Below are 12,687 nucleotides of genomic sequence, written 5' to 3'. Positions count from 1 at the left end.
TTTAGTTTTTATATGGAAATTCTAATAAAAATGCAGCGTATAAGCTATTATGTAATATAGTTGCATGATTTTCTTTTGGAAAAAACTGAAAGTCAATGCTGATGCTTTTTGGAAATTTCTTTAATTCTTCAGCTAATGCTTTAGCATCTTTAATCATTATTTTATGTTCTTCACCAACAGCCACATAAACATAAACTTTTTCTTTTATGTTTTTCAAATATGTAGACGCTTCTTTTAATAAGGATTGATCATCCCACCATAAACTCGGACTTGTGATGATGTAGTTCGTAAATAATTCTGGTTTTTTAAACAAAATTTCAGTAGCTAATAGTCCTCCAAGGGATTGACCAATAAGATATTTTTTAGTTGAAACCTTATAGTTCGTATCAATATAGGGTTGCACTTCTTTCTCAATAAAAGCGATAAATTTTTCTGAACCACCAGTTGTAGGAAAATCTTTTTTTAAGTCTTTAATTTCTGTAGGAAATGTAAAATCATGTTTTCTATCAATATTTGAAATACCTACAACAATTGTTTTGGGCATGTGCATTTGTAAATTGAAAAACTGAACTAACCCACAAACATGAATAAAATCTTCGTGAGAAGAACCATCTAAAAGATAAATAACAGGATATGGTATTGAATCATTTTTTTCATATCCTTCGGGTAAAAAAACATTTAATATTCTGTCTTGAGAAAGTATTTTTGAATTAAGAGAAATGCGTTCTCCTATTGAAAAGGATTCTTTTGTTTGACTAAATAATGATATTGTAAATAGAAAAAGTGATGTAATAAAAATTGTCTTTCTTTTCATTTTAAACTTCATAATGTTCATTTCAAATATAATAAATTATTTGAGTAGGAAATGTAACGATTTGTAAGAATTTCATACTAATTATGAAAAGATTAACAATTGTGAGAAACGTAATTTTATTATTTGTTCTTTTACTTCATGGTGTAACTATCATGTTCGCTCAACAAAAAGAAGAGATAAAAGAAAAAGAGGTTGATTTAAAAGAAGTCATCCTCGTAAAAAAGAAAAAAGCCATTGAGCAAAAACCAGACAGAACAATTTTTGATTTCGAATCGCAAGCTCATTTAAACTCGGGTTCTGTGTTAGAAGGATTAAAAAAGTTACCAGGATTAATCGTTTCAGATGTAGCAGGAATGATGTATCAAGGAAAACAATTAGACGTTTTTTTAGATGGGAGACCTTTAAATATTTCTTCTAACGATTTAAATGCTTTTTTAGAAGGAATGCCTGCAAATAGTATTGAAAAAGTAGAAGTAATAACTCAACCTGGAGCCGAATTTCCTGCAACTTCTGGAGGCGCAATTATAAATATTGTTACAAGTAGAAAAGCTAAAAGTTATTTGAGTGCAACTTATTCTTCTGGAGCTAATTTTACAAATTATAACAAGTTTAGAACCCGATTTAACAATAGTTTACTGTTGAGTTCAAAAAACAAATACTTTGGATGGCAATTAAACGTAGGACAAAATTATAGAGAAAGTGCACTTTGGTCTACTATTACGAATAGAACAAATAATGAAAATATTATATTGTCTGATACAGAAGCAGATAGAATAGGAAGAAGTACTTTTGCTAAATCGGCAATGACTATCGATTTTAAAATGGACAGATTATTACTTAACTACGATGTAAATTATAATAATAATGATTCTTATGTATTAGGCTCTGGTTTAGGTTTTCAAACAAATGATTTTAGTAAGAATAAAAATATTCGTCAAGATGCAGTAGCTACTTATCAAAAAAGATTTGATGCCATTGATAAAAAACTAGATTTTAAATTTAATTTTATAAGAAATGAAAATGATTTTAATCTAGATTCAAGATTGATGAATACAAATGTGTTGGGAAATTCATCATTGCAAGATTATTTTAATTTTAAAGCTGATTATTCAGAAGAAATTAAATTATTAGATGAAGGGAAAATAAGCATTGGTACTTTGTATGATAATTTATTGTTTGAAACAAAGCAAGCAGGAATAACCAATTTAAATTATACAAGAAGAACAGCGGCCACCTATTTAGAACTACAATCATCCTATAAAAATTTCGACTTTATTCTTGGTGGAAGAGCAGAAGATTATGCAATAAAAGGGAAAACAGATACAAATGATTTGACACCTTTTAATCAATTTCGCTTCTTTCCAAATGCAAGCGTTCAGTATAACTTTGCACCGCAAATTTATTTTAATTTAAACTATAATAAAAAAATAAGATTACCCAGTACTTCTTCTTTAAATCCAAATAATACTAATTATCAAAACCCAAACATTAATTATTCAGGAAATCCACAATTACAACCTACAATTTTTGATAATTATGAAGTAAAAATTAGCGCATTCGATTACGCTTTTATTGGTTACAGCATTAGTAGAGCAAAAAATCAGGTAATAAATAGAGTTTTAGAAAATGGAAATGTAGTTTCAAATACTTCTATAAATGTTCCAGAATTAAAAATACATAATATAAATATAGGTTTACCAATCCCTTATATGTTGTTTACGAAAGGACTAAAAGAAACGATGAAGTTTGATTTTAATCCAGATAAAATTAATTTTTTATATGCGTATGCAGGGTATCAAATGCACCAAATACCAAATTTGAATACAAAAGGCTTTTGGATTATTAATTTGATGTCCCAAATAGTCTTACCAAAAGACGTAAAGTTTATTACAAATTACAATTATAGTACAACAGGAGGAAATTACTATTATTTTGTAGCAGAAGAATCTTTTAGTCATAGTTTAGATATTACATTTTCTAAGAAATTCTTAAATGATAAGTTGTCAGTTTCGTTGAATTTTGATGATATATTGAATACAAATAAACAAGGATTTGGTTCTTCAGGCACAGATTTATTACTCCAGAGTAAATCAGATACAAGAAGATTTGGATTTACACTGAATTATAAAATTCCAACTAAGAATAAACTAGCAAAAGAAGATCCAAATCTGTTGAATAAAAACAAGAAAGAAGATAGTGATACTATTCTAAATTAAGATAAAAAAAGAATCGTTTAGAATTTCTTCTAAACGACTCTTCTCATGTTTGTTTATTTGTGTGTTGTTTGTATTTACTATTTGTTAGTATTTAGCATTAATTGCTGCTTTATCACCTGTAGATAAATAAGAACGTTGTGAAGTCCAAGTTGAACCATCTTTCTTCGTCATTGCAGGAATACTAGTGTTGTATACTACCGAACTACTTGCTCTTGCCCCATATAACATAATGGAATTAAAATCAAACGTACCATTAGATGTACAACCTGAACATTTATCATATTGTGAACGCCAATTAGGTCTAATATTTGAATAATTTACAGTGATATAAGTGTCTCTATCAGGTCTTTTTTGCTCATGAATTAAACCAACAGCATGACCTATTTCGTGAATAACACTTCCTGTACTAAAAGAAGCAGGGTCTACACTAATGATTTGTTGTCCGCCTCTTCTTCCAATACTTGTACTATAAGCAGATCCACTGTTGTTTTGTTGTACTAAGATATAATCTCCAGAAGTTCCTGTAATTTCAACAAAAGTAAATCCTAATTCGTTTGTCCACGTGTTTTTCGCAGAAACCCATTTGCTTTTTAAACTTGAAGAAACACCACTAGCATATTTCCATCTTACAGTTCTGTTTGGCCATGTTCCACCACCATATACTCCTTTTTCAGTAGCTGTTTCATTTGGTAATAAAAAATCACTTCTTTCTAATACAACATCACCATCATAAAGATATTTATCATCTTCAATTTCTAGTAATTGAACCAGATTTCCTCTATAAACAGCATCAATCACATTCCCAGTGGATTTTGCATTATAGATTTCATCTGTAAAATCATTGTTATCATTTAATGAGTCATTATTAACTTCATTTTTTTCACACGCTGTGAAACCTAAAGCGAAAATTACAAGTAGTGCTAATTTTCTTAAATTCATTTTTTTCATAATAAATAGTTATTTGTTTGATGCTGTAAAAATATAATTTAAAAACAATACTCATTTACAGAAAAACCTCATTTTATGTTAAATTATCTAAAATAGTGTAATTAAATAATGTTTTATAGTATATTTTTTTATTTAATTTATTTTTTTAGATTATTTTTCTATTATGAATATATATGATTTTATAACGTTGTTTTATAAAAAAACCTGCAAATTTTCACTTGCAGGTTTTCTCTATTTTCTTTGTACTATCTTCTTATTTCAAGGTTTCGAAATTACGTTTTACAAATGATGTTAATTCTTCACCTTTTAATAAACCTTGTGAAAGCTTAGCAAGATCTAAAGCTTGTTTTATTAAACTTGCTTTTGCATCTTCGGCTTCAGTATTTAAAATTGAAGTAGCTAATTCAGAGTTTGTGTTTACAACTAAGTTGTACATTTCAGGTAAGTTACCCATTCCAAACATTCCACCACCACCAGATTGGCTCATTTCTTTCATTCGTCTCATGAATTCTGGTTGCGTAATCATAAATGGAGCTGATTTGCTATCCATTGCCTCTAATTGTACAGTGTATGTTTCTTTAGGAACAATCGTTTCTAAAACACCTTTAAGTTTTTCTTTTTCCTCATCAGAAAGTTTTGAAATTTGTGTTTCTTCTTTCGATATTAATTTGTCTATATGATCTGCATCTACACGAGCAAAAGTTAAATTCTCATTATCCGATTCTAATTTTTGAATTAAATGAGAAACAATAGGAGAGTCTAACAATAATACTTCATATCCTTTTTCTTTTGCAATATCAATGTAACTATGTTGTGCATCTTTGTTTGAAGCATAAAGGACAACTAATTTTCCATCTTTATCTGTTTGATTTGTAGCTAACGCTTCTTTTAATTCAGCTAAAGTGTAATATTTACCTTCCGTAGTTGGGTATAATACAAAATCTCCAGCTTTTTCATAAAACTTAGCTTCAGAAAGCATTCCATATTCTAATACAATCTTAATATCATTCCATTTTTTTTCAAAATCTTCACGACTTTCATTAAATAATGATTTTAATTTATCAGAAACCTTACGTGTAATGTAGTTAGAAATTTTCTTTACATTTCCATCAGCTTGTAAGTAAGAACGAGATACATTTAAAGGAATATCTGGAGAATCAATAACACCTTTTAACATGGTTAAAAATTCAGGAACAATACCTTCTACATTATCTGTTACAAAAACTTGATTTTGATAAAGTTGTATTTTGTCTTTTTGAATTTGTAAATCAGAAGCTAATTTTGGGAAATATAAAATACCTGTTAAGTTAAATGGGTAATCTACATTTAAATGAATATTAAATAAAGGCTCTTCAAATTGCATTGGATACAATTCACGATAGAAACTTTTGTAATCCTCTTCTTTTAAATCTGCTGGTTGCTTTGTCCAAGCTGGATTTGGATTATTAATAATATTGTCTACTTCTTTATATTCGGTTTTGTAGTCATCACCTGCATCTTCTGGCTTTGGTAGCGCTTCTTGTTTTGTTCCAAACTTAATTGGAATTGGCATAAACTTATTATACTTAGATAATAAACCATTTATTTTACTTTCTTCAAGGAAATCTAAAGAATCCTCAGCAATATGTAAAACAATTTCCGTACCTCTTTCTGTTTTATCATGAGGAACTAAAGTAAACTCAGGACTTCCATCACATGTCCAATGAGCAGATGGTTCATCTTTGAAAGATTTAGTAATAATTTCAACTTTTGAAGCTACCATAAAAGCAGAATAAAAGCCTAAACCAAAATGACCAATTACTCCAGAATCTTTTGCAGAATCTTTATATTTTTCTAAAAACTCTTCCGCTCCAGAAAAAGCAATTTGATTAATATATTTTTCTACTTCATCACTAGTCATTCCTAATCCTTGATCAATGATATGAAGTTTTTTACCTTCTTTATCAATCTTTATTTCAATTTTAGGATTACCATATTCTACTGATGCTTCACCTATGCTTGTTAAATGTTTTAGTTTTAAGGTAGCATCTGTTGCGTTTGAGATTAACTCACGAAGGAAAATTTCGTGATCGCTGTATAAAAACTTTTTAATTAAAGGAAAGATGTTTTCTACTGATACATTAATTTTTCCACTTGACATATTTTAAAACTATTTTTTTGGTTATACATTTTTTTACTTAATGTCAAAACAAGTACCAATGTTTCAAAACTGACAAATTGACGTTTTTTATTCACCTTTAAATTATATAAAAGATTCACAATATTATGAAATAAAGTAATTGCAAAATCCAGTAACTTTGTAAAATAAAATTAAAACGATATGAAAAAAAGTATAATCTTATTATTTCTAAGCTTCGTAATTTTTGGTTGTAAATCAAAATCAGTTCCAGTCACGGGAACAAAACTAGACATGAAAAAAGAAGTAGCATTAAAAGGAAATTGGGTAATAACATCTGTTACATATCCAAGCTCAGAATATATTAAAGTAACTTCGTTTAATATTGAAGATTCTCAGTGTTTTGTTGGAAGCGAATGGAATTTTATTTCTAATAATAATAAAGGAGAAATGAAATTGACAAAAAATGGATGTAGTGGATATAGTAGTCCAATTACATGGTATATAAATAAAGAAGGAAAACTTGTCATGAAATTTTTAGAAGGCGCAAAAGCTAAAAATGTGAACCAAGGATATGTGTTAACAGTAAACAATATAACAGAAACATCTTTCGAATTGGTAGATTATGTTAATGTTGGAGGAAATAGCACAAAAGTAGTGTATCAATTTGTAAGAAATAATTAAGACTTAATAATATGAAAAAGATAATTTCAGGTTTAATGGTTATGTCCTTTTTTCTAATGATAACCTTAAGTAGTTGTAAAGCAGTAAAAAATACTAATAAAACACAAAGAGGAGCAGCTATCGGAGCTGTTGGAGGAGCATTAATTGGAGGAATTTTAGGAAATAATATAGGCAAAGGTGGTAATGGAGCATTAGGAGCAGTTATCGGTGGAGTTGTTGGTGGAGTTGCTGGTGGAGCCATTGGAAATAAAATGGATAAACAAGCAAGGCAGATTGAAGAAGCATTGCCAGGTGCTGAAGTAGAAAGAGTAGGAGAAGGAATTCACTTAGTTTTAGGTGAAAACTCAGTTAATTTTGAGTTTAGTAAAGCAACTTTAACAGCTAAAGCTAAACAAAATTTAGATAAGCTAGTTCCAGTATTTAACGATTATCCAGATACAGATATTAAAATATATGGATATACTGATAGCAAAGGAGCAGATGAGTTTAATTTAAATTTATCAAATCAAAGAGCAGCAGCAGTAAAATCATATTTAGTAGGAAAAGGGCTTGTATCAGGTCGCTTTGTTACAGTTGGAATGGGAGAAGCAGATCCAATAGCTGATAATGAAACAGATGCAGGAAGAAGTAAAAACAGACGCGTTGAATTTGCAATTGTAGCAAATGAAAAAATGATTGAAGACGCTCAAAAAGAAGCAGGAAAATAAAAATATATTTTCTGTATAGAAAAAGGCTGTATAGTATACAGTCTTTTTTTTAACGTTTAATAACCAAATAGTATCTATTTGGTTTAATTTTTTTAATCTAGAATAATGCTTATAGTTTCTAATATAAATTTCTCATACGATAAAACAATTACGGTAAAAGAAATAAATTTCACTTTGAATAAAGGTGAAAATTTAGCGTTAATAGGAGAGAGTGGTTGTGGAAAAAGTACACTTTTAAAGCTAATATATGGATTGTATGATTTAGATAAAGGAGAAATTCAATGGAATAATAATCAAGTTTTAGGACCAAAACACCATCTTGTTCCAGGAATGCCGTATATGAAATACTTGGCACAAGATTTTGATTTAATGCCTTATATAACGGTTGCTGAAAATGTAGGGAAATATTTGTCTAACTTTTTTCCAGAAGAAAAAAAACAGAGAATACAAGAACTATTGGAAGTTGTTGAAATGACAGAATTTGCAAATGTGAAAGCTAATTTTCTAAGTGGTGGACAAATGCAACGTGTAGCAATAGCAAAAGTTTTAGCAAAAGAACCAGAACTTTTATTGCTAGATGAACCCTTTAGTCATATAGACAATTTTAGAAAAAATAGTTTAAGAAGAAGAATGTTTAGGTATTTAAAGGCAAAAAATATTACATGTATCGTTGCAACACATGATGTTCAGGATGTATTATCATTTAGTGATGAGGTAATAGTAATGAAAAATGGTCAAATTCTAGAAAAAGGAAAAACAAATTCAATATACAATAATCCAAATTCTTTTTATGTTGCTTCTTTATTTGGAGAAGTCAATCAGATTCAAATAGAAAATAAAGTACATTTTTTGTATCCTTATCAATTAGAAGTTGTCTTTGATAACGAAGATTTTAAAGTTGAAGTTAGACAGTCTTATTTTAGAGGAAGTCACTATTTAATAGAAGCCAGCTTTAATAATCAAATTATCTTTTTTGAAAGTAAGCATGCTATACAATCACGAAATAAGGTTGGTATAAAAATAAAGAAAGACCTGTAATAACAGGTCTTTCTTATATAAAAAATTAGTTCTTTAAATGTTTTTCCAAGAATTGATCTTGTTCCCATAATAGATGAAGAATGTTTTCTTCTGCTACATAACCATGACTTTCTTTTGGTAAAAGTACCATTCTTACAGGAGCACCTAATCCTTTTAAAGCTTGGAAATAGCGTTCTGTTTGTAATGTAAATGTACCAGGGTTATTATCAGCTTCTCCATGAACTAATAATAATGGCGTTTTCATTTTTGAAGCATTCATAAATGGAGACATTGTATTATAAATTTCAGGAACATCCCAATAATTTCTTTGTTCACTTTGGAATCCAAAAGGAGTTAAAGTTCTATTGTAAGCACCACTTCTTGCAATTCCACAAGCAAATAAATTAGAATGTGTTAGTAAATTAGCAGTCATAAACGCTCCATAAGAGTGACCACCTACACCAACTTTACTTCTATTAATATAGCCTAAATTATCAACAGCATCAATTGCTGCTTTAGCATTATCAACTAATTGAGGAATAAAAGTATCATTTGGTTCCGTAGTACCTTCACCAATAATAGGGAATGAAGCATCATCTAAAACAGCATAACCTCTTGTAACCCAATAAACGAATGAACCATAATAAGGGAAAGTAAATTCATTTGGGTTTTGAGTAGTTTGGCCAGCACTATTTTTGTCTTTGAATTCTCTAGGATATGCCCAAATTAATAAAGGTAATTTTTTATCTTTTTTCACTCTATCATAACCAGCTGGTAAATATAAAGTTCCAGACAAAGTAACACCATCACTTCTTTTATAGGTAATTACTTCTTTGTAAACATTGTTTAAATTTTCAAATGGATTTTCAAATGAAGTTATTGCAGTTAATTTTTTAGTTTTTAAATTTCTAAAATAATAGTTAGGATATTCATTTTTAGATTGAATCATAACTAAAACCTCTCCTTTTTTCAAGTCTTCGATAGACAATAAATCTTCTTTTTTATTTTCTAATTTAGACTCATATAAACGTTTTGTTTTTAAAGTTTTAATGTCTAATTCATCAATGAAAGGAAATTGACCTTCTTTTGTAAAACCATCACCTAATAAGTACATTTTACCCTTTTCAATAGCTAAAACATAACTTCCTAAGTCGTTTTTCTTCATTTCAAAATTCCCTGGATCATTATATTGATCTTGATAGTTTCTATCCCAAATTATTTTAGGATTAGCGCCTTCTACTGATGGATTTATTAGATACGTTTTCATGTTTCGAGTATCATACCATCTGTCCATTAAAATAGCAGTTGTTGCATTTCCCCAACGAATACCAGCAAAACGTTGTTTTGTTTTTACTAATGATTTTGGTGATGAATTAAAAGGTGCTTCCCATAAAAAAACTTCATCTCTAAACGGAACTTCATTTGCTTGATCTCCACCATCTAACGCTTCTACAAAATATAATGTAGCAGGTGCATCATTTCTCCAAGACATATTTCTTTTACCAGTTCTTGTAGACATAAACCCTTTTGGCATTATCTCGTTTAATGGAACCTCATTGACTTTTTTAACCTCTTTTCCAGTAGCATCATATATAATAGTTGATTGTGGAAAACGATTTAATGGCACAATATATGAAAACGGTTTTTCAAGAGTTGTAATCATAACATAATTACCATCTGGAGAAAAAGTTTCGCCTGCATATATAGCAGCTTCTTTGAATATTTTTTTACTTCCGCTTAGGGTAACAGTATAAAGCTCTGACGTTACTAAAGATTCAAAATTAGCTTCATCAGTTTTGTTTTTTAATAGATCTTGATAGGTTCTATTTTGAGAAACTTTTCCTTCGCTTTCAGAAACAGTTGGTCCAGTAGGAATGTCTTTTTTATCATCAATTAATGCAGCTCTTTTGCTAGGTAATGTTTTAATCAATAATGACTGACTATCTTTAAACCAGCTAACAGGATTACCTAAATTTGCATTTAAGTTATCATCAGTTAATTTAGTAGCTTTTGCAGTTGCTAACTCTAAATACCATAACTCAACACCAGATTTTGTAGTATTTGTAAATGAAATATACTGTTCATTTGGAGACCATGAAATATTACTTATTTTAGGGTTTTTGGGTAATCCAGCAACTTGAATCTCATTTTTAGCGTTAATTTTTCTAACCTTTAAGTTATTTAAATACGTTACAGTACTAGAAATATTAGTGATAGGATTAATACGTAAACCACCTAAACGCATTTCTTCCTGATTTAAATCATCAAGGTTTTTGTAAGTATTTCTATAGCTTAAGAGCATGTATTCCTTTTTGGTATCCATAGAAACACTAGGAGCTCTTTCATAATCAGCTAAATCTAAAATTTCTTTAGGAGGTTTTTGGTAATCTAAATTTTCCTGAGCATGTAAACCAATACTCAAAAAAAATAATGCCAGACAAGTAAAAATTTTTTTCATTTTTGGACGTAATAAATTATTTGGTTACCAAAAATATAGAATTAATAAATTTAAATTCTGTAAATTTTGTTAAAATGTAATCTAAAAATGTTTAATTTTGAGAGTAATGAAAATAAAAGACATTGTAGAGGAACAAAATTGATAAATTATTAAATTTGCCTCCCTTAAAATATAAATAAGAAAAAATGTATCATTCAAAAATAAAAGGATTAGGATATTATGTTCCAGAGAATGTAGTTACAAATGAAGACTTGTCTAAAGTAATGGAAACTAATGATGAATGGATTCAGGAACGAACAGGAATTCAAGAAAGAAGACACGTTATTCGTGGAGAAGATACCACAACTTCAATGGGTGTTAAAGCCGCAAAAGTTGCAATTGAACGTGCAGGAATAGCAAAAGAAGATATTGATTTCGTTATTTTTGCTACTTTGAGTCCAGATTATTATTTCCCAGGACCAGGGGTTTTAGTACAACGCGATTTAGGATTAAAAACTGTAGGAGCACTAGATGTTCGAAATCAATGCTCAGGATTTGTTTATGCTATTTCAATTGCAGATCAATATATTAAAACAGGAATGTATAAAAATGTTTTAGTTATTGGATCTGAATTACATTCTACAGGATTAGATATGACAACTCGTGGAAGAGGGGTTTCTGTAATTTTTGGAGACGGAGCAGGAGCCGCTATTTTAAGTAGAGAAGAAGATTTATCAAAAGGAATCTTGTCAACACATTTACATTCTGAAGGGCAACACGCAGAAGAACTATCATTAATTGCACCAGGAATGGGGAAACGTTGGGTTACTGATATTATTGCAGATAATGATCCAAATGACGAAAGCTATTACCCTTATATGAATGGACAATTTGTATTTAAAAACGCAGTAGTTCGTTTTAGTGAGATTATAAATGAAGGTTTACAAGCTAATAATTTAGAGATTTCAGATATTAATATGCTAGTTCCTCATCAGGCTAATTTAAGAATCTCTCAGTTTATTCAACAAAAGTTTAAATTGAATGACGATCAAGTATATAATAATATTCAAAAATATGGAAACACAACTGCTGCTTCCATTCCTATTGCTTTAACTGAAGCTTGGGAAAAAGGAAAAATAAAAGAAGGAGATTTAGTAGTTTTAGCTGCTTTTGGTAGTGGATTTACTTGGGGAAGTGTTATTATTCGTTGGTAATATATGATAAATAAAAATAAAAACGGAACTGTTTTGTCAAATGCGATAAAGCAGTTTCTTTTTGGAGTAAGTTGTTGTCTTTGTTTTTTTTCAATGAGCTGCAAGAACGAGAATCAAAAAGAAGAAATAGAGGTAATTGAAGTAGAGAAAGATACTATTGAAGTAGTAAATACTAAACAAGTTGAAGAAGTTGAAAAAGTAGAAGAAGATTTTTTACACTTCTTAGAAAAATTTAGTAAGAATCATTTGTTTCAAGAAGAAAGAGTCAATTTTCCAATAACAATTCAATATTTAGATACAAATGGAGATTTTGAATTAGTTGAATTAGAAATTAAAAAAGAAGATTATTCTTATTTGAATTTCATGAAACCTGCTGAATATTTAGATTATAAACAGAATTTCGTAATTAATGATAATGAAGCAATCGTTGAAAATAGAGGAATTGGAAACGGAATAATGATTGATTATATCTTTAAAAAGGAAAATGGAATATGGAAACTAAAAACATGGATAGATCAATCAACATAAAACAAA

At 29.1% G+C, this 12,687-nt stretch carries 10 protein-coding genes; 6 read left to right on the top strand and 4 right to left on the bottom strand.

Annotated elements, in window-relative coordinates:
- Nucleotide 1 precedes the first annotated feature (1 nt).
- Nucleotides 2–814 (bottom strand): alpha/beta hydrolase, encoded by an 813-nt coding sequence (locus SY27_RS16935; protein ID WP_045972592.1) that lies wholly within the window; start codon nucleotides 812–814, stop codon nucleotides 2–4.
- 83 nt (nucleotides 815–897) lie between these two features.
- Between SY27_RS16935 and SY27_RS16930 the strand changes: the two genes are divergently transcribed.
- Nucleotides 898–3,030 (top strand): outer membrane beta-barrel family protein, encoded by a 2,133-nt coding sequence (locus SY27_RS16930; RefSeq protein ID WP_045972590.1) that lies wholly within the window; start codon nucleotides 898–900, stop codon nucleotides 3,028–3,030.
- A gap of 84 nt (nucleotides 3,031–3,114) precedes the next feature.
- On the opposite strand, the gene SY27_RS18370 is transcribed toward SY27_RS16930, so the two are convergent.
- On the bottom strand, nucleotides 3,115–3,969 hold the full coding sequence (locus SY27_RS18370; RefSeq protein ID WP_161794171.1) for a M12 family metallopeptidase: 855 nt from the start codon (nucleotides 3,967–3,969) through the stop codon (nucleotides 3,115–3,117).
- Between the two features lie 262 nt (nucleotides 3,970–4,231).
- On the bottom strand, nucleotides 4,232–6,118 hold the full coding sequence (htpG, locus tag SY27_RS16920) for a molecular chaperone HtpG (RefSeq protein ID WP_045972588.1): 1,887 nt from the start codon (nucleotides 6,116–6,118) through the stop codon (nucleotides 4,232–4,234).
- 180 nt (nucleotides 6,119–6,298) lie between these two features.
- Between htpG and SY27_RS16915 the strand changes: the two genes are divergently transcribed.
- The 3 genes from SY27_RS16915 (at nucleotide 6,299) to SY27_RS16905 (ending at nucleotide 8,523) form a co-directional block, all read left to right on the top strand.
- On the top strand, nucleotides 6,299–6,778 hold the full coding sequence (locus SY27_RS16915; protein ID WP_045972586.1) for a lipocalin family protein: 480 nt from the start codon (nucleotides 6,299–6,301) through the stop codon (nucleotides 6,776–6,778).
- A gap of 11 nt (nucleotides 6,779–6,789) precedes the next feature.
- Nucleotides 6,790–7,485, top strand: a complete 696-nt coding sequence (locus SY27_RS16910) for an OmpA family protein (RefSeq protein ID WP_045972584.1) — start codon at nucleotides 6,790–6,792, stop codon at nucleotides 7,483–7,485.
- Between the two features lie 105 nt (nucleotides 7,486–7,590).
- Nucleotides 7,591–8,523, top strand: a complete 933-nt coding sequence (locus tag SY27_RS16905) for an ABC transporter ATP-binding protein (protein ID WP_045972582.1) — start codon at nucleotides 7,591–7,593, stop codon at nucleotides 8,521–8,523.
- Between the two features lie 25 nt (nucleotides 8,524–8,548).
- Here the strand turns inward: SY27_RS16905 and SY27_RS16900 are convergent, their stop codons facing one another.
- A complete protein-coding gene (locus SY27_RS16900; RefSeq protein WP_045972581.1) occupies nucleotides 8,549–10,960 on the bottom strand; it encodes a S9 family peptidase in 2,412 nt (803 codons plus the stop codon).
- A 185-nt stretch (nucleotides 10,961–11,145) separates the two neighbouring features.
- Here SY27_RS16900 and SY27_RS16895 point away from each other — a divergent pair, with 185 nt between their 5' ends.
- Both SY27_RS16895 and SY27_RS16890 read left to right on the top strand, forming a co-directional pair.
- Entirely contained in the window at nucleotides 11,146–12,153 is a 1,008-nt protein-coding gene (locus SY27_RS16895) for a 3-oxoacyl-ACP synthase III family protein (protein WP_045972579.1), read from the top strand.
- A 93-nt stretch (nucleotides 12,154–12,246) separates the two neighbouring features.
- Nucleotides 12,247–12,681 carry a DUF4348 domain-containing protein gene (locus SY27_RS16890; RefSeq protein WP_161794170.1) on the top strand — a complete coding sequence of 145 codons (435 nt, stop codon included), beginning with the start codon at nucleotides 12,247–12,249 and terminating at the stop codon, nucleotides 12,679–12,681.
- The last annotated feature ends 6 nt before the right edge of the window (nucleotides 12,682–12,687 follow it).

This window comes from Flavobacterium sp. 316 (assembly GCF_000967805.1).
Lineage (GTDB): Bacteria > Bacteroidota > Bacteroidia > Flavobacteriales > Flavobacteriaceae > Flavobacterium > Flavobacterium sediminilitoris.
The sequence above is the reverse complement of the archived record's forward strand: the minus strand, read 5'-3'. Positions and strand labels throughout refer to the sequence as shown.